The sequence below is a fragment of the Arthrobacter sp. R3-55 genome (assembly GCF_054161505.1).
On sequence record NZ_CP096423.1, the window covers coordinates 3,297,789 to 3,319,193 of the forward strand.

A 21,405-nucleotide genomic window follows, 5' to 3' on the forward strand; every position below is an offset into this window, starting at 1 on the left:
TATTTAAGGAAGATCATCGGCCCTCAAATACGCCCATCCCCTGGTCTGGATCCAAAGGAGCGCTCCAAGGCAGAGACGAGGACAGCTGGCACCAGCCGGTCCAACAAATCCACAGGCCTGGCATCCCGCAGTGCCGGACAGCCGGTGACCATCCAGGCCGAAAAGTAGTTGTGCGGAATCCTCAGTTCCATGGCATGCGCAAACAGGCGCAGCACCACGGGGTGCAAGGACAAGTCTTCACGGAACTGAAAACCCGGACAGTACGTGCCATCTGCAGAAAACACCCGTACCAGTTGTTGCATCACAGGTTCAGGATCCTCATGTAATTGGGCGAGCCGACCACGGACTCTTTCCAGATCCGGCAAGCCGAATTCGGCGCCCATCCGTTCCCAGAGTTCGCTGGGAACGGGCCCTTGCAAACCGGCCCCGCTCAGATGTGGTGCAGGCATGTGGTGGCAACTCCCCAGATGGTGAGTTCGGAAAGCGCCGGGACGCGAATGTCCGGATACTTGGGATTGTCGGCCTGGAGGATCACTCCAGAGGGCGTGATCCGGAGCCTCTTGATGGTGAGTTCACCATCAAGGACGGCCACGACGACGGACCCGTCCTTTGGTTGCAGCGCGCGGTTAACGATCAATTCATCGCCATCACTGATCCCGGCACCTTCCATTGACTGCCCAGTCACCCGGACCACAAAAGTGCTGGTGACATCCTTAATGAGGTGCTCGTTGAGGTCGATCCTGCCATCAAAATAGTCCTGCGCAGGCGAGGGATACCCGGCCGCCACCGGGAGAGGTGCCAGCAATACTGACATCAGGGAAAAGCCCGCATCTATCACGCGGGGGCCGACGATCACGCCCACAACACACCTTTATTCGAATATATGTTCGATACTTGAGTGTACAGCCGATGGCGGACATTGCGCTGACTCCACCAAGTTCCGAGGGTGCACGATGGTTTGGCATTCCAGGCCTGCAAGACCGCCGGCGGGTGTGAAATTAGAGCATGGGCGGACTGGTCGCGCTGGGGAATCGTGCGTTTCCTGCAGGAATGTTGCAGCAAACGGTTGAGGGTGGGCGCGGAGGGGGCCCCTCCCGGCTGAGCCTAGAGTGGGACTTTTAACGCACGGCCTCGTCGAGGAGCTGCCGGAATTGGGCTTCGGTGTTCAGGGTGAGCTTCCTTTCGTTCAGGAAGAACGTAGGCGTACCCGTCACGCCGAGGGTCTTCCCATCGGCGACGTCCTGACTGATCCGGTCTTTGGTGCTCTGGTCTGCGATCGCGGCATCGTATTGTGTCAGGTCCAAACCGAGTTCCTGGGCGAACGTCCTGAACAGCGCGGCTTGGGAGTCCCGTTTTTCACCCCATTCGCTTTGGGTTGCGAAGAGTTTGGAGGCCATCTCCTGGTACTTGCCCTGTTGGGCCGACGCTTCCACGGCCAAGGCGGCGGTGCCGGAGTTCCGGTGACCGGGCAACGGGAAGTACCTGTGGACGAACGTGATTCTGTCCCCGTATTCCTTCTTCAGTTCCGCCACCAGCGGTTCGGCGGCGCGGCAGGACTCACACTCGAAGTCCAAGAATTCGACCAACTGGGCTTTCTCCGTGGCCGGGCTCGTGACCCGGTGGCTGTCGTCCCTGACGAGCTGCGCGTCGGCGGCCGCGAGTGGGGCCGGTGGAGCCGGCTTGTTGGCGGTGAGTACTGCGTACCAGATCACTCCGGCGCCAACGATTGCGCCGAGGAGGATCCAGATGGCGATGCGGACCCTTCGGCCGGAAATTACTGCGCTCATCGATCGGCCGGCTTTGCCCCAAGCTTCACGGTCACAGGCTCAGCCGCGGCGTCCGATCCGCACCCGGCGCAGCAGGCGTCCGAGGACTGTGCATCGGCCGGTAGTGCCAGTTCGATGATTGCCGGAGCGGATGCTGCTGGGGTCTTATCGGTGGGCGTGCAGCAGTCGTCTTCTTCGTCGGCGTGGCGATCGGCGTGCGGAATGGCGCAGCAAGCCTCGCCTTTCCAGGCGTTGATGCCTTCCCGGACGGCGATCCCGGCGATGACCAGTGCCGCACCGGCATCGGCCCACCACCAGCCCAGGGTGCTGTTCAGAACCAGGCCTATCAGCAGGACGGCGGAGAGGTAGGTGCAGAGCAGAGTCTGCTTGGAGTCGGCGACTGCGGTCCGGGAGCCGAGCTCCCGCCCGGCGCGGCGCTGAGCCCACGACAGCACCGGCATGATCGCCAAACTCAACGCAGCGATAACGATGCCCGGCGTTGAATGTTGGGCCTCTCCCGCCCCGGTCAGTGAGCGGACAGCGTCCACGGCCACGAACGCGGCAAGGGCGAAGAAGGAGATGGCAATGATCCGCAACGTCAGGTGCTCACGCCGCTCCGGGTCCTTGGCGGAGAACTGCCAGGACAAGGCAAGAGCCGAGGTAACCTCGATGATCGAATCGAGGCCGAAGCCAATCAGCGCCGACGAGTCAGCAGCCCCTCCGGCCCAGAGTGCGACAACCGCCTCGATGACGTTATAGGTGATGGTCGCGGCCGCGAACAGGCGGATGCGACGCATCAGGACAAGCCGGCGCTCCGGCGCAGGAGCTTCGAGGACCGCGCTCATACCAGGCACGTCCCGTCCGGGGCGCAGCAGGCCGGATCGACTGCGAGGACGACAGCGATCAGGTCTTTGATGGCATGTCCGAGCCTCACGTCGGCCAGCTCATACCGGCTCCGCCGCCCATCAGGGACCGCCACCACCAGCCCACAGCCGCGCAGACACGTCAGATGATTGGACATGCTTTGCCTCGACACCCCCAACGAATCGGCCAGATCCGAGGGATATGACGGGGTACCCGAGAGTGCCAGAAGAATCCGGGCGCGGGTAGGGTCTGACACCGCATAGCCGAACCGGGCCAGCACAGGTGCCTGAGTGAGCGTCTCCATACAAACAAAGTACATCGGCTGCTGTATTCACGCAATTCTGTACTTTGACTGCTCCGTCTCCCTCCAGGGCTGCCAGTCTGCAGCTAACAACGAGTAGGCAGACGAACATTTACGACTGAAAACCGGGCCTACTTGGTGAAAAGCTACATGGAGGTCCGCCAGTACATCCCACTCAGTAGATGCGGCGAAAGAAGGGTACTTTAAGGAAGCCAAGGTAACGGCTTCTTGGCAGGACCATCCCCTCCGGCTGCAGGGCAAACACTGTCCGCCGCCGGACGGTACAACGAGCATTGGAGAGCCATGCGGGCACTGAACAACGACGTCGTTGACGCGCTGAGCGCCGATGTCACCCGCATTTTCAAGGAACGCTACCCGGATGAGCTGGCACACGCACAGGCCGTCCACGCACGCTCTGAGAAACTGGTTCTCGTGATGATGTTCTCCACGGTGGCGCTGTGGTTCCTCGGCCCGGTACTGTTCCTGAACGGTCTCATCAACCAGGTGGTCGTCGTCATGGTGCCCGGCCTGATGACCCTTGCGTTCCTCGTCGTCGCGCTCGTAGCAATCGTCCGCAACAAGGCTGCGGCGAGGCCCGTCGTCGAGTACGCGAAGCAGCTGGGTCAGAACGTCACCAGTGTCACAAAGAAGGGCATTACCGTCGCCGTACCAAAAGGCACTGTCACGGTACCCGAGGAGTTCCGAGAGACGCGCAGGGTCACCCGCCAGCCGTAGTGCCGCGTTGGTCGCCAGGTCCGGATCAGCGCTGCACGCGATACCGTGCGTGGGTGACGAGCCCGGTGCCACGGGTCTCGATCGGCTCCAGGGTCACGTTCCCCACGTCGTCGAACAATCTCTCACCACCACCAAGGATCACTGGCGAGATGTGGAGCCTGAGCTCGTCCATGAGGCCCGCGGAGAGGAATTGGCGGGCGGTTTGCGCTCCCCCTGCAACCGCCACATCCCTGTCCCCGGCGGCCTCCCGGGCTTGGGCCAACGCCGATTCGATCCCATCATTGACGAAGTGGAAGGTGGTGCCGCCGTCCATCTCCAACGGCTCACGGGCATGGTGGGTGAGGACGAAGACAGCTGAGTGATAGGGCGGCTCCTCACCCCACCATCCTCGCCAGTCCTTTTCCCACGCGCCAGGTCCGGGGCCGGCAAACATGTTGCGCCCCATGATGTAGGCACCGGCTTCGAGGATGCCCGCAATTTCAGCCGAGTTGGCTTCCCGTTCCTCGAACTGCCAACGGTGCAGGCTCTCACCGCGCTCACCAAGCGGCTCCTTCAGGGACTGGTTGGGCCCGGCAACATATCCGTCAAGGGAAACAGTGAGATCACAGGTGACTCGGCTCATGGGCCCATCCTGCCACCAGCTGAGTGCCAGGCGCACCAGTGGTCAGGAAACGCTGAAACCACCGTTGCTGTTCAGGATCTGGCCGTTGATCCAGGAACCGGCGTCAGAGAAAAGGAACCTCACCAGCCGGGCAGTATCCTCCGGAGTTCCCAGGCGCCCGGCCGGCGTTGCACCTTTGACCCACCCGCGGGTGGCATCGTCCATCCAGCCAGTGTCGATCGGTCCCGGATTAATCACATTTGCCCGCACTCCCCGATCACCGAGTTCAACGCCGGCAGCAGTGACAATCCGGTCCAATGCTCCCTTACTGGCACCGTACGGCACATTGTGCACGGTGTGATCGCTGGTCAGGGCCACAATCCGTCCGCCTGCCTCACCTGGCATGGCAGGCGGAAGTTGCTCCGCGAAGGCCTTGATCAGCAGCCAGGCAGCGCGCGCATTCACCGCAAAATGACGATCCCAACTCTCCAGGGAAGTGGTGGGGATGGAACTATCCACTGATTCGCAATGGGAGATCACCAGGCCACGCACCGGCCCAAGACCGCGGGCTGCAGCGATCAGTTCCCGGCGCCTGCCCACTCCTGTTACAAGAGCAACTTTCGAAGACTCAGCCACCCTCAGACTCTATGCGGGGACGTCGACGAGTCATACCCTGAAGCTGTTCAACAGCGTGAAGACGCGAAAAGAGGCCGGCCATGGCACGGGATCCACAACCCACGATGGAGCAGCTTAATATCCTCGTCGGTAGCTGGGAAACATCAGTTCCGGGCAAGGATGTGCCCGGCCGGACCACCTTTGAATGGTTGGAGAGTGGAGGCTTCCTCATTCAGCGTTCCACGGTCCAGCGGCCGGAGTATCCCAATGCGGTCAGCGTCATCGGAGCCACGGGCTCGGATGGAGCCTTCCAACAGCATTACTTTGACTCCCGGGGCGTCGCAAGGATCTACGACATGACGCTCAAGGACAAGGTGTGGACCTTGTTCCGGGACGGGCCCGACTGGCCCCAACGCTTTGTCGGCCACTTCTCCGAGGACGGCAACACCATCACGGCCCGGTTGGAACGCGGCAGCTACCCGGGCGGGCCGCTGGAACACGACTTTGACATGATCTACACCCGCATTCCCTAGTGCACTCGGAATCCACTGTCACCGCCTCATTTACAGATCCCCTGCCCGGTGGGAACATAAGCCCCATAGTCCGCGGAGGCATCGCCCGGCCAGGCCCGGCGCCGTCAGCTGCAGCTATGTAGTCAGCTTTCCTCTGAGAGGAACGGCCATGGGTCCTCTGGGGACCGGGAACAGTGGGGATGCGGGGCCCGACCCCGTTTCTGATCAGGCACGCCGCGGCGATGGCATCGAAAAGGTCGACGCCGTGGTGGTGGGCTCCGGCTTTGGCGGTTCCGTTGCGGCGCTTCGACTGGCCGAGGCCGGGCAGTCCGTGGTGCTCATGGAACGCGGAAAACCGTACCCGCCGGGCAGCTTCGCGCGCTCGCCCTCGGAGATGGGCCGCAACTTCTGGGACCCGGACCGGGGCCTGTACGGTCTCTTTGACGCCTGGACGTTCCGCGGCACCGAGGGTCTGGTGTCCAGCGGCTTGGGCGGTGGTTCGCTGATCTATGCCAACGTCCTCCTGCGCAAAGACGAAAAGTGGTTCGTCAACGAATCCCCCATCCCCGGCGGCGGCTATGAGAACTGGCCCTTCACCCGAACAGACCTCGATCCCTATTACGATGCCGCCGAAGCCATGCTCCAGCCTGTCCCGTACCCCTATAAGGACACCGCGAAGACCATGGCCATGGAGAAGTCCGCCGCGAACCTGGGACTGTCCATCACCAGACCCCCTATAGCCGTGACGTTCTCGGCAGCGCCTGGGACCGAACCGCGGACCAACCACGCACTGCCGATGCCCGGCTACGGCAGTATCCATGGACCCGCCACGGTGCGCACCACCTGCACGCTCAGCGGTGAATGCGACATCGGGTGCAACGCCGGCGCCAAGAACACCTTGGACCACAACTACATCTCTGCGGCGGCCTTCAACGGAGCCGACGTCCGGACCTTCCACGATGTCCGCGGGATCCGTCCGTTGGACCCGGGTACGCAGGGCGGGGGTTATGAAGTCCGCTATGTGGTGCATCATCCGGATGATGATGGCGGGCTCCTCACCGAACGCATCATCCATTGCCGCCGGCTCATCCTGGGTGCCGGCACGTTCGGCACCAACTTCCTCCTGCTCCGCAACCGGGGTTCCCTCCCCGCACTCAGCGACGCCCTGGGCACCCGTTTCAGCGGAAACGGGGACCTTCTAACGTTCATCATGGGTGCAAAGACACCCCCGGCCAACGGCTCACGGCCCGGCGTGCGGAACCTGGCCGGCAGCCGGGGTCCGGTGATCACCACGGCCATCAGGGTCCCGGATTCACACGACGACGACGGCGATGGCCGCGGCTACTACGTGGAGGACGCAGGGTATCCGGCCTTCATGAACTGGCTCATCGAGACAGCCCAGCTGGGCACCACCATCAAGCGGACCGCCAAGGTGGCCGGGCAGCTCTTCAAGGACAGGCTGTTCGACGCCGGCCGGTCCAACGTTTCCGCCGACCTCGCCGCAGCGTTGGGCGACGGCCGTTTGTCCTCCAGTTCGGTGCCGCTGCTGGGAATGGGCAGGGACGTTCCGGACGGCGTCATGACCCTTCGCGACGGGAGGCTGGCCATCGCCTGGACCATGGCAACGTCCAAGGAGTACTTCGGCCGCGTCCGCGAAACCATGGAGTCCATTTCCAAAGACCTGGACGGGGACTTCATCGACAACCCCCTCTGGTGGGCCAAACGCGTCATCACGGTCCACCCGATCGGAGGAGCACCCTCCGGGCGGCATCCGGGCGAGGCGGTCTGTGACTCCTATGGCGAGGTCTTCGGGTATCCCGGATTATTCGTGGTGGATGGAGCCGCGATGCCGGGCCCCGTGGGCGCCAACCCGTCCCTGACCATCGCAGCGTTTGCCGAACGCACCTGCGCCCACATCCTCGGGAACGCAGGGGAACCCGGCCGCCGGGGCATCCGCCCGGCAGATGCGGCAGGCTCCGGCGGGGCCAGCGAAGAGGCGGCCGCCCAGCGGGAGGCAGCAGGCGCCGTCGTCGACGTCGCCGCGTTGGCTCCGCGCGCGTTGGCGCCGGACGCCACCAAAGGCAAGGCCGCACCGGAGGAAAAACCTGCGAGCGCCGCAGCTGAAGACTCCGCGGTTCCCCAAGTGCGCAGCCGCGGACTGGGCAGTCGCGGCGCTGCAGGCGTAAGCGGTAAGGAGGCCACGTCCGTCCGATTCACCGAGCAGATGCACGGCTGGTTCAGTCCTGGTGTCACCGATCCGGAGAAGGGGCGGAGCCTGGGCCGGGACCGGGGCAGGAAGATCATGTTCGAGCTGACCATCGTTGCAGAAGATATTGAGGCGTTCGCGTCCGATCCGGCTCATCCGGCCACAGCTGAGGGCTATGTGTTGGCGGACTATTTCGGCGGCCGGATGCCCGTGGAGCGGGGCTGGTTCAATCTGTTCGTCCAGGACACCTCCGACGACGGCGCACCGGCCAGGCGCATGTTGTACCGGTTGTGGCTGCGGGACCCGGGCGGAACACCGTTCACGTTCACCGGACACAAACTGATCCACAACGAGGCGGGTTTGGACCTCTGGGCGGACACCACCACCTTGTACGCCACCGTGCTGCGGGGCCATGTTCCTCCGGACAGCGAGGGTACTGAACCGGCCGCCGGTGTCGCCAGCGGCACTGGCAACGACGGCGTCGTTGGCGCGGGCATCCTCTACATCCGTCCTCTGGACTTCGCCAGGCAACTCACCACGTTCCGTGCCAAGGGAGCGGCGCCTGCGGCAGGTTTGGTGACCTTCGGGAAGCTGTTCGGCGGCGAACTGTGGCAGGTCTACGGCCGGGGCCTGAGACGGGTCCCGTTCCCCGCCAAGCCGAAGAAATGAAAAGCCGGGAGCTCGCCAAGCACTACGCTGTCCTGGGCTTCACGCCCCAGACGGCGGTTCGTTGGCTCTCGCCCATGTCCTTGGCCCGGACCGCGTTGAAGGTGGCTGCGGCTACAGTCTTTGCCGACTTTGGCGACAAGCGCGAGCTCGAGGGCAGTTTTCCCGCGGACCCACTGCGTTTGGACAAGCTGCCTGTTCCTGGCCAACCGGCCCAGCCCGCTGTCACCAGCCGGGGCCTTCCAGCGCCTGCTGATCTTCAAAAGGAGCGTGCCTCAGCGCCGACAACAACGGAGATGTGGCTCGACTTTGCCGCTGACCTCGGCGACGGATTCGATGCCACCTACACTGTGGCGTCCTTGCTGGCCCAGGACTCGCTCAGGGTGGACGGGCGGGAACTTCCCCGGGGCAACGTGCTGGTCCTGGGCGGGGATGAAGTCTATCCGGTGGCGTCCCCGTCAGCGTACGAGAATCGGATGGTGGGTCCGTACCGGACGGCCTTCCCACCTGCGTTGCGAGGCCCGCTCAGCGCGCCAAGAAGCTCCGAAGGTGCGCAAAGCGGGCCCCACAACATGCCTCCGGTCATGCTCGCCCTCCCCGGAAACCATGACTGGTACGACGGCCTCACCTCTTTCATCCGCGTATTTACCAGGCAGCGGAGCATCGGAAGCTGGCGGACCATCCAAACCCGGAGCTACTTTGCCCTCCGACTCACGGGAACCTCTCCCGGTCCGGGCCGGAACGGCACCCCCGGCTGGTGGTTGCTGGGCCTGGACAGCCAACTCGGGCAATACATTGACGAGCCACAGCTGGACTACTTCTACCGGAACGTCACCCTGCACCTGGTCCCCGGTGACGCGATCATCCTCTGCGTCGCCGCCCCGTTCTGGGTTGATGCTGCTGAACCCGGCTGGGGCGGGTTCCGGCAGGTGGATTTCTTTGAACAGGACTACCTGCGCCGCCGCTTCAACCCTGAATCCGGCCTGTTCGAGGCCACCGGCGCCAACGTCAGGCTCTGGCTCACCGGAGACCTGCACCATTACTCCCGCTACGAGGACTCCCCTCCTCCGGATCCCTCCGGCAACCAGGACGGGATCCCGGATCCCGGCAGGACCCAGATGATCACCTGCGGGCTGGGCGGCGCTTACCTCTCCGACACCCACGACCTCCCCGAACACCTCACCCTGCCCGGCCCGGCCGTGACCGGTGAATCCTCCAGCGTGCGCAACCCCCACCAGACCGGAACACAACAAAAGGGCACACCCCGCACCTTCACCCGAGCGCCCACAACGTTTCCCGGCCAAGGGGACTCCCGTCTGCTCGGGCCGCAACTGGCGAACCCCTTCTCCCCGTGCTGGCTCCCCATCCGCAACCCTGGCTTCGGCCTGTCGCTGGGCATAGTGCATGTGGTGGCTGCCTTAACGCTGTGGACAGTATTCAGCGCCTTCCGCGGGGAAGGATTCGTGGACAGCCTGCGCAGCCTGGCCCGCGGCAACACACTGGTAGTGGTGCTCTTCCTGATCTTTGCGGTGCCCCTCCTCCTGGCCGTTGGGTCCCTGCTCGCGCGCTGGTTGGGAGTGGCCACAGCGGGCATCGTCGTTTTCGTCCGCGGCGCACTGTACCAACTCTCCGCGCTCGCGGTCAGTGCCGCCGTCGTGATCCTTATTCCCTGGCCGGAAGGGTGGCCGGACGTCCTGATCCTGCTGCTGTCGATTGCCCTGGTGCACTTGGGCGGCTGGGCGCTGGGCAGCGAGGCCTTCGCCCTGTACATCCTGGCGACACCCAGCGGAGAGGTGGCCTCCTGGAAAATGTCCGGCCAATCGATCGAGGACCACAAGGGCTTCCTCCGCCTTCACCTCGCTGCCGATAACAACCTCACCGTCTACCCGCTGATGGTGGACACCATCTGCCGCGATTGGCAGTTGGCACCGGACGACGACGGCGCGCGGCTTGTTCCGGTGCCCGGCCTGCCGTCCGTGCGGCTGCTTGAAGAACCCATCACCATCGCAGGGAAGGGAAGCACCCCATGATGATCACCCGTGCCGAGCACAGGACCGAGGTCATCCCGATCCGTGCCCGGGACAACACACCGCTGAGCCTGGTCCACGTCACCTCACCTGTTGAAGCGGACAAAGGGCCGGTGATCCTGGTTCACGGCTCCGGCGTCCGGGCCGAACTGTTCAGGCCGCCGGTCGGTACCACCATTGTTGATGTCCTCCTCGAGGACGGGTGGGATGTCTGGATGCTGAATTGGCGTGCATCGATCGACCTTGATCCTCTGTCATGGACGCTGGCCGATGCCGCCGTGCACGACCATCCAGCCGCCGTCGAGCACATCCTGGACGCTACCGGCGCGCAGAGCTTGAAAGCCGTCATCCACTGCCAGGGGTCCACGTCCTTCACGATGTCGGCCGTGGCGGGACTGCTGCCGCAGGTGGACACCATCGTGTCCAACGCAGTATCCCTGCACCCGGTAGTACCGGCGTTCTCGCGGCTAAAAATCGATTACCTCACGCCAGTGGTCAAAGCCTTCACGCCATACCTGTCTCCGGCGTGGGGCTACAAGTCCCAAGGCTATTTCACACGGGCCATCCGTGGCCTGGTCAAAGCCACCCACCATGAATGCGACAACACGGTCTGCAAGATGGTCAGCTTCACCTACGGCAGCGGTCGTCCCGCCCTCTGGTCCCATGAAAACCTCGACGACGCCACCCACCAATGGCTCACCGGTGAGTTTGCGGAAGTACCCGTGACATTCTTCGAAGAAATGGGCCGCAGCATCAAGGCCGGGCACATGGTGGCGGCCGGGGACCATCCTGAATTGCCGGACAACCTGGTGGCCGACGCCCCGCAGACCGATGCGAGGTTCGCCTTCATCGCCGGCCTGGACAACCGATGCTTCCTTCCCGAAAGCCAGCAACGCACCTACGAATTCTTCCAAAAGCACCGCCCCGGGAAGGACTCCCTCCACCTCATCCCCGGCTACGGCCACCTGGACGTCTTCTTCGGCGAGCATGCCTGGCAGGACACCTTCCCCATCATCATCGACGAACTGAATCGAACCCCAGTACTGACCACAGCCCAGGAGCCGAAGCCATGAAAAACCTCACCGAACTGGCCACACCTTTGCTCAAGCTCCTGCCCTCCCCCGTTCCGCGGAGACAGGAACGCCTGCGCGGGCAGCATGCCTTCGCGGACGGCATCAAATACCTCATGCCCGTCAATTCCGATGACTCGCCCGTGTTAATGGCAGCGTTCCCCATCAACAAGCGCGCAGCCGCCGCCGCACTCCCCGGTTCGGAAATGCGGCCCTTCGTCCTGGGCGGCAAGGGGCTGCTGGTGGTGACAGTGGTCAACTACAAATCCACCGACATCGGCAAATACATCGAGTACTCCCTTGCCATCGCCATCACCCACGGAAGCAGGCCCGCCCCGCCCATCCTTCCCCTGATGTTCCAAAAAACCTTCAAACTCGGCCAGTTCGTAGTTGACCTGCCCGTCAGTTCAGAAGTTTCCGTCAAAGGGGGCAAGGGAATCTGGGGCATGCCCAAGCACCAGGCCAACCTGGACTTCGTGGTTACCGACACCACCGTCTCAGCCCAATACGACAAAGACGGCCGTTTGGGTTGCTACATCGAAATCCAACGGCCCGAACCCCTGAACCTGCCCCTCAAATTGGCGGCCTCCAACTACTGCGTCTTCCGGAACATGCTCTGGAAATCGGACATCTACTTCGAAGCCACAGGAGACATCGCCCTCGGCGCCCAGGCCAAGGCGCGGCTCGTCCTCGGTGACGCGCCCGGCGTCGAACCCTTGAAAAACCTGCAAGTAGAGAGCAAACCGGTGTTCACCGCCTGGCTGCCCCAAGCCCACGGAGTCCTGGATGACCACTACGAAGCGTGGTTCCTCACCGCTCCCACCCCACTGGAGGCTGTAGCCCTTCGTGGCGGGGACATGATGGACAGTGTGGTGGAGCTGGGCCAAGGGCAGGAATGGTTGACGCCGCCGGACCGGAGCCGGGTCCCCGGCGCCGTTCCAAGCCCGGCGCCCCACGGTGGTGCCCGGTGAACTGGCTACTGCTCCTGAATGCCCTCTACTTCCTCTTCGGTGCCACCATGTACGTGGGCACCATGTGGGTCCTCAAATTTTTCCTCTACCCCACCTGGGAATCGTTGGCCCGCGATAACGTGGACATGCACTTCGGCATCCCCACCCGGGCGGCCACCAAGTTCTTCACCATCGTGGTGCCCGTCATGTTCATCTCCGGCGGCATCCTGGTCTGGTCCGAGTGGGGCACTATCCGCGTCATCCCCGCCGCCATCTGCCTGCTGGGAATCATCGTCCTGACCTGGGTGGGGCAAGGGATCATCATCCCCATCAACGTCCGGATACGCGGCGGCGACTTCGCTGACGACACCGAACTGAGGTCATTGCTCAAACGCTGGATGATGCTCAACGACATCCGCTTCTACGTCTCCACCCTGACCTGGGCCGCCATGGTGTGGCTCCTGGTAGACCGCGGCCGGCTACTGGAGTCATACGCGTGAGCGCCCACCAGCCCACCCAATCCGGGCGTCCGGCACCATCCCGGAAAACACACCCGCCGGGCACCCTCGCCTGGGCCCTCGCCGATCCCCTCCGTGCGGTCCTGGCAGCTATTGCCATCATCACCGTCCTGACCGGAGCCGTGCAGGTCCCTTTCGGCGGGCAAGTCCTCCAACTCATCGGCGCGGACTCCACCCCCGAAACCCGCCAACTCTTCGGCACTGTGGGCATGTTCATGGTGGTAGTGGGAGGACTCCTCCTCCATACCCTGCTCAACGACGTACCCTCCCCCGAAGTGGTGCTGTGGTCCGGTCTGCAGAAAACAGGAGCCTTCGGGGCGGTGGGCATCGGCGTCCTCAACGGCGTCTTCGCCCCCGTTGCCCTGCTGGTTGCCTTCTTTGACCTTGCAACCGGGATACTGCTCTTCATCTATTGGCGCCGGATCAGCGCAGCACCAGCCAACATCGGGCTGACAGGGTGAAACACACCACAAAGCGCTCACTGGTCCTCGCCGGCGGCGGCATGCGGGTGGCCTGGCAGGCCGGCGTAGTGAAAGCGCTCACGGAGGAAGGCCTGGAATTCCAGCACGTCGATGGCACCTCCGGCGGGATCCTCACGGCCGGCATGATGCTCTCCGGCGTTTCACCGGATGAGATGTGCACCCGCTGGTCAGGCGTTGACGTCAAGGACTTCGGATCGGCTTTGCCTTTGGGCGACTACCTCAAGGGCCCTTGGTCGTTACCCGCCGTGGGCGACGCCGACGGTATCCTCGGCAAAGTCTTCCCCGCCTTGGGCATCCACGACGCCACCATCCGTGCCCGGGCAACCCAACCGGACGCCGTCGAGGGTTCCTTCAACGTGGTGGAGTTCACCGAGAAGCGCTGCCACGCGATCGACGCAGCGGACATTGACGCCGGGCTCATGGCTGCAGGCATGTCACTTCCGATTTTCCTGACCCCGTTGCGTCGGGACGGAAAGGTGTGGACCGACGCCGTCTGGATCAGGGATGCCAACGTGGCCGAAGCCCTGCGGCGTGGTGCAGAGGAAGTATGGCTGATCTGGTGCATCGGTAACACGCCGTATTGGGGCGACGGGCCGTTGGAACAGTACGTGCACATGATCGAGATGAGTGCCATGGGCGCCCTCCTGGCTGATTTCGATGCTGCCGAGGCCGCTGGGCGGAAGTTTGTGCTCCATGTGGTCCGTCCCCGGCACCCCCTTCCCTTGGATCCGGAGTTCTATCTGGGCAGGATCGACGCCGATACCCTGATCGGCATGGGTTACAGGGACGCCCGGGCCTACTTGGACACCATGCGGCCGGCCGGTTTGGCCAAGGACGCCGGCTGCACGGCGATGACCGAGCCGGCGCCAGGAGTCCGCTTCAACGACACGCTCCGGGGCACGCTGGAGGGCTTGCCAGTAACTTTCAAGGCCACAGTGGTTTCTCCCTCCGATCCCCATGACGAAGCTCCACAGCTCAGTGGCTATCTGGAACACTCCAGCTTCGGGCGGGCCTTTTTGGCCGGTGGGCGGCTGGAGACCCGCGGTGACGACGTCACCTACCGCGCCCGGATAAGGGTGGACGGCGGATGGCAGAACCTCGCGGTGACACGCACCCTTAGGGATGATCCGGGGCCGGATGCTTGGGCAGATTCCCGGCGCGCCCGGCTTGAAGTGGGTGGGTTGATTGCCGATCTGACCATGAGCCTGGGCGATGCCGCCGGACTCCTGGCCTCCGTTGAACCCGTGGGCGCCCACGGAATCGTGGACCGCGCAGGGGCGGCGGCGGGTTTCGCGGGCAGAGGTTTCCGCGAACTGCTGCGCCGGTATTGAAGGCGCCCGCCGGCTCAATGTGACGCACGTTATTACCGGCCGGTAAACAGCGCGCTACGGATACGCCAAAGATGGCAACAGCGGGGAAACACCCGCGAAAAACCAGCCCCCTACGCTGAAGATCAACAGCACGTCATTTGAGCGAAAGGGCCAAACATGTCCGCCACCCCGTCCGCACCTTCCCTCCACATCGTCATCGCAGGCGCAGGCCCCGCGGCTCAGGCTTTGGTGCGCCGGCTTGCGGGACGGACAGACTCCCGGCAGCGTGCCTTCGAGGGAACCATCACCGTCCTCAGCAATCGCGACGAGTGCCCCGACGCCTTGCTGGAACTGGCAGAACTCCCCCAGGTTTCGATCCGCTTCGGGCAGCCGGCCAGTTTCATCGACTCCGACGCCAATATCGTCACCACGGTGGACGGCTTGGAGTTCTCCTATGACCAGCTGGTTATCGCCACCGGCTCGGCGCCTTCCCTCCCGCCGGTAGCAGGAGCCGAATCCGGCCTGAGCTATTCCACCATCGATGACGCCGCCACCATCGGTGAAGCCGTCAAGGACGTCACCAACACGGTGGGTCGTCGACCCCTCGGAATTCTGGTGGGCAACGGGCCCGCCGCCGGACAAGCAGAAGCCGTGCTCCGGGCCCGGGGGGTGCGTCCCGTGCGGACCACCCTTCGCCCCGCTGCTATCGTTGCCGACCCCGCCCCCGTTGCTGCAGTCGATTCCACACCAGGTGTGCCGGGCTCCAAGCTGCCGGCCACTGGCATTGTGTTCGAGGACGGCAGCAGCATGAAGGGCGACCTCGTGGTCATTGCCGAGGAACGCACCGCCCGTAACGACCTCGCCGAGAGCGCCGGTTTGTTGGTTGCCTCCGACGGCGGCATTTCCGTGGGGCGCGACCTCGCCACCACCGTCCCGGGCATCTGGGCGATCGGCGACGCGGCCTCCTGCGATGGTCTTCGCCTTGGTTTGCTCCTCTCCGCCGAGTCTTCTGCGATGTTGTGCGCTTCCGGGATGTTGTTGGGCACGCGGGGAACTGAGGATCAGCAAGTCCCGATGGCGGCGTGATCCACTCAGCCCGGCACGGATGCATGGGTTCCATACCGGCACTCTTCCAGAGGCACAGGGATAAGCATCAGGCCCCGCTTTGGCTATGTGGACAAGCCCCAATGGTCTGCAACCCATGTGGCAAGATGGTCCTTTGACGGGCAGTGACAACCCTGCGGCCACCGGGCCGGCCACGCCCGGCACGGAAGGATCCCATGAGCAACCAAGCGGTCGCCCCGGCGAACATCGCCTCCTACATCGACCACACCCTGTTGAAGCCGGAGGCCAGCGAAGCAGACGTCCTCAAGGTCTGCGCCGAAGCCATCGAATACCGGTTCAAGTCCGTCTGCGTGAACCCGGTCTGGGTCAAAACGGTCACCAAGGCCCTCAAAGGTTCCGGTGTGCTGACGTGTTCGGTCATCGGATTCCCGCTGGGCGCCACGCCCAGCGACGTCAAGTCATTCGAAGCCCGCGGAGCAGTCCTCGATGGCGCTGACGAAATCGATATGGTCATCAATATGGCCTCCGCCCGGGCCAATGACAAAGGTGCGCTGGTGGACGACATCAGGGCCGTGGCCGAAACGGTCCACGCCGGTGAAGCCATCCTGAAGGTCATTATCGAGACATCCATGTTGGACGACGAGCAGAAGGTCATCGCCTGCCAAGCAGCTGTGGAGGCAGGGGCTGACTTCGTGAAGACCTCCACCGGATTCAACGGTGGAGGGGCAACCGTGGAAGACGTCGCCTTGATGCGCAAGACCGTGGGACCGGACCTGGGCGTCAAAGCCTCAGGTGGAGTGCGTTCCCTCGCCGATGCACAGGCTATGATTGCTGCTGGTGCAACACGTATCGGAGCGAGTTCCGGAATTGCCGTCGTCAAGGGTGAGCAGGGTTCATCCGCCTACTAAAGGCTTCCAGGACCACCAGAGATTTTGAGCCCCGCGGGGCCGAGGAGGAACGAATGTCCAAGAACACAACAAGCGCCCCCATCGAGCGCGAGAACAACCTGGTCCAGAGCATTGTCCTGTTCCTGGTCATGATTGTGCTCTTCCTGGGCGCCATCTACTCGCTGTCCTTCCTCAGCCTGGACAACCCGTGGCCGATGGCCGTTTGCCTGGGCCTGTTCGCCCTGGCGTTCTGGATCCCGCAGACCATTCTTGGCCGCTCGGACTCCGCGGGCGAAAACTAAACGTTAGATGCAGGAAAGCGGCCCGGGCGGGATGCCCGGGCCGCTTTCTTTTAAGCCTCGAAACTACTCCATCGCAACACGCCGTCACGGCATCTGCACCACACCGCCCAGTGCTGCCAGAACGCCGGGCCAGTGCTGTTGCGCCAGGGTCCACGCGGCGGCTCCCATGCCCACCATGGCGTAGCCGCTCACGGGTATCAGGACCAACCATTCGCGCCGGGAACCCGCCCGCCCCAGCAACGGGATGGAGAAGGCTCCGTTCGGCCGCCAGATTCCCCGAATCAGGGATTTGCGCAGGAATTTAGGCGGCTTGATGACAATGGGCCATAAGAGTGGCACCCCGCCCACCGTGATCATGTCCCCCACGATGTGCACCACCACGCCCGTGAGCATGGACAGCGGCAACCAACCCCATTGGTCCGGCGCAAACCAAGTGACCAGGCCGGCCATCACCAAGGCGAACAGCCAGTTGGTAATCCACCCGGATTTCGGGAACAGGTTCAATGCTTTGGCCGCTAGGTTGATCATGAACATGCACAGCAGCCCGGCACCGATGGAAAGCTTGCCTACCGGGGTGACCATCTGGAACTGGGCCGCCATGGCTGCGAGCACCACAAATGCGGAGGCACCCAACAAAGAGTGCGTTCCCTGCCGGTGCCCTCCACTGGCTTTTTCGATCCCCACCGCAATCACGTTGGACAGCGGCGGCAGGGAATTGGCGATGGTGCTGTGGCGGTGGTCCCAGTCGACCACCAAAGCAGTTCCCGCCGTCGCCATGGCGCCGATCAGGATCCCGGTGGAATCCAAGGGGTACCAACCCAGTGCGTAGGGGCCGGTCGAGGCAATAGCTATCCACGCCGCGGCTCCCGACGCGGCGTGATGTCCTCCCATCATGGAAGTTAGCCCGCCTTTACAGGTACTTCAGCGAAGATCGCTTCAATAACGTTGTTGGCCCATTGCAAAATCTCGGCATCCTGAAGGTCGCGTCCACCGATTTTGGCTGTCTTGGGCTTGGGAATCAGCACGGCATCCAGCGCGGGTTTCACCTGGGAGCCCGGGTACATGCGGTTCAGGCGCATGGTTTTGGACTCCGGCAGTTGGGCCGGCGAGAACCGGATGAAGTTGCCTTGGAGCGCGACGTCGGACAGGCCGGCTTCGCGGGCACCCACCCGGAAGCGGGCCACGGCGATGAGGTTCTGGGCTGGCAGCGGCGGCCCGCCGTAACGGTCCACCAGTTCGGCCAGGACCTCGTCGATGGCCTCGTAGGTGATGGCAGCGGCCAGCTTTCGGTAGGCTTCCAGGCGCAGCCTTTCCCCGGGCACGTAGTCGTGCGGAAGGTGGGCGTTGACGGGGAGCTCGATCTTCATCTCGGCGGCCTTCTCTTCGGCCTCCCCGCGATATTCGGCCACAGCCTCGCCCACCAGGCGAATGTAGAGGTCGAAGCCCACGCCTTGGATGTGGCCCGACTGTTCACCGCCCAACAGGTTTCCCGCACCACGAATCTCAAGGTCCTTCATGGCCAGCTGCATGCCGGCACCGAGTTCATTGTGCGCCGCCACTGCCTTCAGGCGCTCCAGGGCTACCTCGCCCAGTGGCTTTTCGGAGGGGTAAAGGAAGTAGGCGTACGCCCGTTCACGTCCACGGCCAACACGTCCGCGGAGCTGGTGGAGCTGCGAGAGCCCGTACTTGTCTGCGCCATCCACAATCAAGGTGTTGGCATTGGAGATATCCAGGCCGGTTTCGATGATGGTGGTGCAGACCAGGACGTCGAACCGCTTCTCCCAGAAGTCCACAATGATTTTCTCAAGGCGGCTCTCGGACATCTGCCCGTGAGCTACTTCAACGCGGGCTTCGGGGACGAGCTCACGGATCTGGGCGGCGATGCGCTCAATGGACGAAACCCGGTTGTGAACAAAGAACACCTGGCCTTCGCGCATGAGTTCGCGTCGGATCGCGGCGGACGTCTGCTTGTTCGTGTAGGGGCCCACATAGGTCAGTACGGGGTGGCGCTCCTCCGGGGGCGTGGCCAGGGTAGACGTTTCCCGAATACCTGTCAGCGACATTTCCAGGGTTCGCGGAATCGGTGTGGCACTCATGGCCAGCACATCCACGTTGGTGCGCATCTTTTTGAGCGCCTCCTTGTGCTCCACACCGAAGCGCTGCTCTTCATCGACGATCACCAGCCCGAGGTCCTTGAACTCGAAGTCCTTGGACAGGAGCCGATGCGTACCGATCACCACATCCACGGCGCCGCTCTTGACGCCCTCGGCCGTTTCCTTGGCTTCCTTGCTGCTCTGGAACCGGGAGAGCGGCTTCACCCGCAGGGGGAACCCGGAGAAGCGTTCGGTGAAGGTTTCGTAGTGCTGCTGGGCCAACAACGTAGTGGGCACCAGGACAGCCACTTGCTTGCCGTCCTGGACGGCTTTGAACGCTGCGCGGACGGCGATCTCCGTCTTGCCGTAGCCCACATCACCGGAGACCAGCCTGTCCATGGGAATTTCGCGTTCCATGTCCGCTTTGACCTCATTGATGGTGGTCAGCTGGTCCGGCGTCTCCACATAAGGGAAGGCTTCTTCAAGTTCGCGCTGCCACGGGGTGTCGGGAGCAAAGGCGTGGCCGCGGGACGCCATGCGGGCCGAATACAGCCGGATCAGCTCTCCGGCGATTTCCTTGACGGCCTTGCGGGCCTTGGACTTGGTGCTGGCCCAGTCGGCACCGCCCATCTTGCTCAGCGCAGGGGTGTCGCCGCCGACGTAGCGGGTCACTTGGTCCAGTTGGTCGGTCGGGACGAAGAGCCGGTCCCCCGGAGCGCCTCGTTTGGACGGCGCGTACTCAAGGACCAGGTACTCGCGCAGGCCGGCATCGGAGGCCGAGGTACCGGTCACCTTCCGCTGGATGAGCTCCACGAACCGGCCGATGCCGTGCTGCTCATGGACCACAAAGTCGCCCGCGTGCAGCTGCAGCGGGTCCACGGCGTTGCGACGCTTGGAGGGCATGCGCCGCATGTCCTTGGTGGAACTTGCCGTGGCACGGCCCAACAAATCGGCTTCAGTCAGCAAGCCCAGTTTCAGGCCGTCCAGGACAAATCCACGCCCGACGGCGGCGGTGGTCACCTCGATGATGCCCGGTTGGGGTTCCTGATCCAGGGACTCCACCCGGGAGCAGGGAATGTCGGAATCATGGAACAACTCGGCCAGGCGTTGCGCGGGCCCGGGACCATCGGTCACCACCACTACCCGCCACTGTTCGCGGACACGGGAGCCAATGAACTCCAGCATCTCCGCTACGTCGCCCTGGTACCCACGCGGCTCGCGGGCCCGCATGTTCAGGACGTCAATGTCCAGGACCAGGTCCTCGTCGGAGGCGAGCGAAGTGATGGACCACCAGGAGACGCCGTGGGCGAGGGCGGCCGACCGGGTGTCGGTCAGGGATCGGAAACTGGCCGCATGCAAGTCCGTGGAGGCCTGCGACGACAGGTCAAGGGGCGCCGCACCGCCGTCGGACGCTGTTGCCCAGGCAGCTTCCAGGAATTCCTCGTTGGTCGCCGCGAGATCGTGCGCGCGGGTGCGGACCTTCTCCGGTTCGATGACAACCGACAGCGAGCCGGCCGGGAGCTGATCCACGAACGGGACCATGGCATCAACCAGCACGGGGGCCAGCGATTCCATGCCTTCAACAGCAATACCGCCGGCAATCTTCTCCAACATGTCCGCCGCTGCGGGCATATCGGCTTTGAGCTTGGCCGCACGGGACATGACGGACGCGGTGATCAGGATTTCCCGGCACGGCGGGGCATGCAGTTCAGTGGGATGGTGGATTCCAGGGGCGGACAGCGAGCGCTGGTCGGCCACGGCGAACCAGCGCATCTGGTCCACTTCGTCACCAAAGAACTCCACGCGGATGGGATGGTCCTCCGTGGGTGGGAAGACGTCAAGGATGCCGCCTCGGACCGCGAACTCGCCGCGGTGGGTCACCATGTCAACGCGGGCATACGCGGCGTCGGACAAGGCCCTGACGACCTCCGTGAAGGAACGTTCCTGTCCCACCTGCAGCGTCACGGGAACCAGGTCCCCCAAGCCGGCCACGAGGGGCTGGACCACGGCGCGAACCGGAGCCACCACAACACGCAAGGGGGCCGTCGTCGAACTTTCAGGGTGGGTCAGGCGGCGCAGGACGGAGAGTCGGCGGCCAACGGTGTCCGAGCGCGGAGAAAGCCGCTCATGCGGAAGGGTCTCCCAACTGGGGAAGGTGGCAACGGACTCCGCGGGGAGGTAGGAAGCGAGCGCGGCCGTGAGGTCCTCGGCTTCGCGGCCGGTTGCGGTGACAGCCAGGACCACGGGAGCGTCGTCGGCACCAGCGTCCGCCAGCGCGTCCGCCATTTCGGCGAGCAACACGGCACGCATCCCTTGGGGAGCACTGATCTGGTAGTCGGCGTTCCGGTCGCGGAAAGACCGCTGCGCCTCCGAGCGGACGCGCGCAAAAGTCTTATCCTCCGCCAGTGCGCGGCGCAGACCGTTGAGGCTCATGA

At 63.8% G+C, this 21,405-nt stretch carries 20 protein-coding genes and 1 pseudogene; 12 read left to right on the forward strand and 9 right to left on the reverse strand.

The window, feature by feature from the left end:
* Positions 1-23 precede the first annotated feature (23 nt).
* The 5 genes from M1D51_RS15125 to M1D51_RS15145 all read right to left on the reverse strand — a co-directional run bounded on the left by M1D51_RS15125 (position 24) and on the right by M1D51_RS15145 (position 2,934).
* Positions 24-449, reverse strand: coding sequence for a hypothetical protein (locus M1D51_RS15125; protein ID WP_253951383.1), 426 nt, complete (start codon positions 447-449; stop codon positions 24-26).
* On the reverse strand, positions 431-862 hold the full coding sequence (locus tag M1D51_RS15130) for a LexA family protein (protein WP_172322630.1): 432 nt from the start codon (positions 860-862) through the stop codon (positions 431-433). The genes M1D51_RS15125 and M1D51_RS15130 overlap by 19 nt, the downstream gene beginning before the upstream one ends.
* 256 nt (positions 863-1,118) lie before the next feature.
* Positions 1,119-1,787, reverse strand: a complete 669-nt coding sequence (locus M1D51_RS15135; RefSeq protein WP_458107064.1) for a DsbA family protein — start codon at positions 1,785-1,787, stop codon at positions 1,119-1,121.
* Positions 1,784-2,611 (reverse strand): cation diffusion facilitator family transporter, encoded by an 828-nt coding sequence (locus tag M1D51_RS15140; protein WP_458107065.1) that lies wholly within the window; start codon positions 2,609-2,611, stop codon positions 1,784-1,786. The genes M1D51_RS15135 and M1D51_RS15140 overlap by 4 nt, the downstream gene beginning before the upstream one ends.
* Entirely contained in the window at positions 2,608-2,934 is a 327-nt protein-coding gene (locus M1D51_RS15145) for an ArsR/SmtB family transcription factor (RefSeq protein ID WP_458107066.1), read from the reverse strand. Before M1D51_RS15145 ends, M1D51_RS15140 begins: the two co-directional genes overlap by 4 nt.
* A 225-nt stretch (positions 2,935-3,159) precedes the next feature.
* Between M1D51_RS15145 and M1D51_RS15150 the strand changes: the two genes are divergently transcribed.
* On the forward strand, positions 3,160-3,666 hold the full coding sequence (locus tag M1D51_RS15150) for a hypothetical protein (RefSeq protein ID WP_458107067.1): 507 nt from the start codon (positions 3,160-3,162) through the stop codon (positions 3,664-3,666).
* 25 nt (positions 3,667-3,691) lie between these two features.
* Here M1D51_RS15150 and M1D51_RS15155 read toward each other — a convergent pair whose 3' ends face one another.
* Together M1D51_RS15155 and M1D51_RS15160 are read right to left on the reverse strand one after the other, a co-directional pair.
* Positions 3,692-4,288 (reverse strand): dihydrofolate reductase family protein, encoded by a 597-nt coding sequence (locus M1D51_RS15155; protein WP_458107068.1) that lies wholly within the window; start codon positions 4,286-4,288, stop codon positions 3,692-3,694.
* Positions 4,289-4,330: 42 nt separating this feature from the next.
* A pseudogene (locus M1D51_RS15160) lies at positions 4,331-4,843 on the reverse strand (SDR family NAD(P)-dependent oxidoreductase); the annotation flags it as partial.
* 140 nt (positions 4,844-4,983) lie between these two features.
* Here M1D51_RS15160 and M1D51_RS15165 point away from each other — a divergent pair.
* The 11 genes from M1D51_RS15165 (at position 4,984) to M1D51_RS15215 (ending at position 16,877) form a co-directional block, all read left to right on the forward strand.
* On the forward strand, positions 4,984-5,415 hold the full coding sequence (locus M1D51_RS15165; RefSeq protein WP_172325153.1) for a hypothetical protein: 432 nt from the start codon (positions 4,984-4,986) through the stop codon (positions 5,413-5,415).
* A gap of 148 nt (positions 5,416-5,563) precedes the next feature.
* A complete protein-coding gene (locus M1D51_RS15170) occupies positions 5,564-8,269 on the forward strand; it encodes a GMC oxidoreductase (RefSeq protein ID WP_458107069.1) in 2,706 nt (901 codons plus the stop codon).
* Positions 8,266-10,296, forward strand: a complete 2,031-nt coding sequence (locus M1D51_RS15175) for a hypothetical protein (RefSeq protein ID WP_458107070.1) — start codon at positions 8,266-8,268, stop codon at positions 10,294-10,296. Before M1D51_RS15170 ends, M1D51_RS15175 begins: the two co-directional genes overlap by 4 nt.
* Entirely contained in the window at positions 10,293-11,366 is a 1,074-nt protein-coding gene (locus tag M1D51_RS15180; protein WP_458107071.1) for an alpha/beta fold hydrolase, read from the forward strand. Before M1D51_RS15175 ends, M1D51_RS15180 begins: the two co-directional genes overlap by 4 nt.
* A complete protein-coding gene (locus M1D51_RS15185) occupies positions 11,363-12,334 on the forward strand; it encodes an acetoacetate decarboxylase family protein (RefSeq protein WP_458107072.1) in 972 nt (323 codons plus the stop codon). The genes M1D51_RS15180 and M1D51_RS15185 overlap by 4 nt, the downstream gene beginning before the upstream one ends.
* The gene (locus M1D51_RS15190; RefSeq protein ID WP_458107073.1) at positions 12,331-12,813 is read left to right on the forward strand and encodes a hypothetical protein; all 483 of its coding nucleotides are present in this window, start codon (positions 12,331-12,333) and stop codon (positions 12,811-12,813) included. The genes M1D51_RS15185 and M1D51_RS15190 overlap by 4 nt, the downstream gene beginning before the upstream one ends.
* Positions 12,810-13,292 (forward strand): hypothetical protein, encoded by a 483-nt coding sequence (locus M1D51_RS15195; protein ID WP_309138446.1) that lies wholly within the window; start codon positions 12,810-12,812, stop codon positions 13,290-13,292. The genes M1D51_RS15190 and M1D51_RS15195 overlap by 4 nt, the downstream gene beginning before the upstream one ends.
* A complete protein-coding gene (locus M1D51_RS15200; RefSeq protein WP_458107074.1) occupies positions 13,289-14,644 on the forward strand; it encodes a patatin-like phospholipase family protein in 1,356 nt (451 codons plus the stop codon). The genes M1D51_RS15195 and M1D51_RS15200 overlap by 4 nt, the downstream gene beginning before the upstream one ends.
* Before the next feature lie 156 nt (positions 14,645-14,800).
* Positions 14,801-15,709 carry an FAD-dependent oxidoreductase gene (locus tag M1D51_RS15205; RefSeq protein ID WP_458107075.1) on the forward strand — a complete coding sequence of 303 codons (909 nt, stop codon included), beginning with the start codon at positions 14,801-14,803 and terminating at the stop codon, positions 15,707-15,709.
* 194 nt (positions 15,710-15,903) lie between these two features.
* A complete protein-coding gene (gene deoC / locus M1D51_RS15210; RefSeq protein ID WP_458107076.1) occupies positions 15,904-16,596 on the forward strand; it encodes a deoxyribose-phosphate aldolase in 693 nt (230 codons plus the stop codon).
* Between the two features lie 53 nt (positions 16,597-16,649).
* Positions 16,650-16,877, forward strand: coding sequence for a hypothetical protein (locus M1D51_RS15215; protein WP_172324506.1), 228 nt, complete (start codon positions 16,650-16,652; stop codon positions 16,875-16,877).
* 84 nt (positions 16,878-16,961) lie between these two features.
* Here the strand turns inward: M1D51_RS15215 and M1D51_RS15220 are convergent, their stop codons facing one another.
* Both M1D51_RS15220 and mfd read right to left on the reverse strand, forming a co-directional pair.
* Positions 16,962-17,771 (reverse strand): metal-dependent hydrolase, encoded by an 810-nt coding sequence (locus M1D51_RS15220; protein WP_172324507.1) that lies wholly within the window; start codon positions 17,769-17,771, stop codon positions 16,962-16,964.
* A gap of 5 nt (positions 17,772-17,776) precedes the next feature.
* On the reverse strand, positions 17,777-21,403 hold the full coding sequence (mfd, locus tag M1D51_RS15225) for a transcription-repair coupling factor (protein WP_458107077.1): 3,627 nt from the start codon (positions 21,401-21,403) through the stop codon (positions 17,777-17,779).
* Positions 21,404-21,405: the final 2 nt, after the last annotated feature.

Bases quoted from the DNA above. Each gene is read 5' to 3' on its own strand.
- M1D51_RS15145 (WP_458107066.1), bottom strand. From the start codon at position 2,934: ATGGAGACGCTCACTCAGGCACCTGTGCTGGCCCGGTTCGGCTATGCG.
- M1D51_RS15155 (WP_458107068.1), bottom strand. From the start codon at position 4,288: ATGAGCCGAGTCACCTGTGATCTCACTGTTTCCCTTGACGGATATGTT.
- M1D51_RS15215 (WP_172324506.1), top strand. From the start codon at position 16,650: ATGTCCAAGAACACAACAAGCGCCCCCATCGAGCGCGAGAACAACCTG.
- M1D51_RS15125 (WP_253951383.1), bottom strand. From the start codon at position 449: ATGCCTGCACCACATCTGAGCGGGGCCGGTTTGCAAGGGCCCGTTCCC.
- M1D51_RS15170 (WP_458107069.1), top strand. From the start codon at position 5,564: ATGGGTCCTCTGGGGACCGGGAACAGTGGGGATGCGGGGCCCGACCCC.
- M1D51_RS15180 (WP_458107071.1), top strand. From the start codon at position 10,293: ATGATGATCACCCGTGCCGAGCACAGGACCGAGGTCATCCCGATCCGT.
- M1D51_RS15165 (WP_172325153.1), top strand. From the start codon at position 4,984: ATGGCACGGGATCCACAACCCACGATGGAGCAGCTTAATATCCTCGTC.
- deoC (WP_458107076.1), top strand. From the start codon at position 15,904: ATGAGCAACCAAGCGGTCGCCCCGGCGAACATCGCCTCCTACATCGAC.
- M1D51_RS15175 (WP_458107070.1), top strand. From the start codon at position 8,266: ATGAAAAGCCGGGAGCTCGCCAAGCACTACGCTGTCCTGGGCTTCACG.
- M1D51_RS15205 (WP_458107075.1), top strand. From the start codon at position 14,801: ATGTCCGCCACCCCGTCCGCACCTTCCCTCCACATCGTCATCGCAGGC.
- mfd (WP_458107077.1), bottom strand. From the start codon at position 21,403: ATGAGCCTCAACGGTCTGCGCCGCGCACTGGCGGAGGATAAGACTTTT.
- M1D51_RS15185 (WP_458107072.1), top strand. From the start codon at position 11,363: ATGAAAAACCTCACCGAACTGGCCACACCTTTGCTCAAGCTCCTGCCC.
- M1D51_RS15220 (WP_172324507.1), bottom strand. From the start codon at position 17,771: ATGATGGGAGGACATCACGCCGCGTCGGGAGCCGCGGCGTGGATAGCT.
- M1D51_RS15140 (WP_458107065.1), bottom strand. From the start codon at position 2,611: ATGAGCGCGGTCCTCGAAGCTCCTGCGCCGGAGCGCCGGCTTGTCCTG.
- M1D51_RS15135 (WP_458107064.1), bottom strand. From the start codon at position 1,787: ATGAGCGCAGTAATTTCCGGCCGAAGGGTCCGCATCGCCATCTGGATC.